At 42.0% G+C, this 250-nt stretch carries 1 protein-coding gene; it reads left to right on the forward strand.

Annotated features, from left to right (window positions below; all coding sequences use genetic code 11):
- A partial coding sequence (locus Q1A01_RS23800; RefSeq protein ID WP_299686099.1) for an Ig-like domain-containing protein occupies positions 1-250 on the forward strand: 250 nt, incomplete at both ends.

Below are 250 nucleotides of genomic sequence, written 5' to 3' on the forward strand. Positions count from 1 at the left end.
AGGTGACTGATGTAACGAATCCAGCCAATGGAACGGTAACGATCAATGCTGATGGTACGGTAGATTATACACCAGATCCTGATTTTAATGGTACAGATACCTTTGATTATACAGTAACGGTAACTAATGCCGATGGATCAACAACGACAGAGACTGCTACGGTAGTGATTACAGTAGGTCCAATTGCAGATGTTGATGCGATGGATGACAGTGATAGTACGGATGAGGATACTGCAGTGAATATTGATGT

Source organism: uncultured Dokdonia sp., assembly GCF_947492815.1.
Taxonomy (GTDB): Bacteria; Bacteroidota; Bacteroidia; order Flavobacteriales; family Flavobacteriaceae; genus Dokdonia.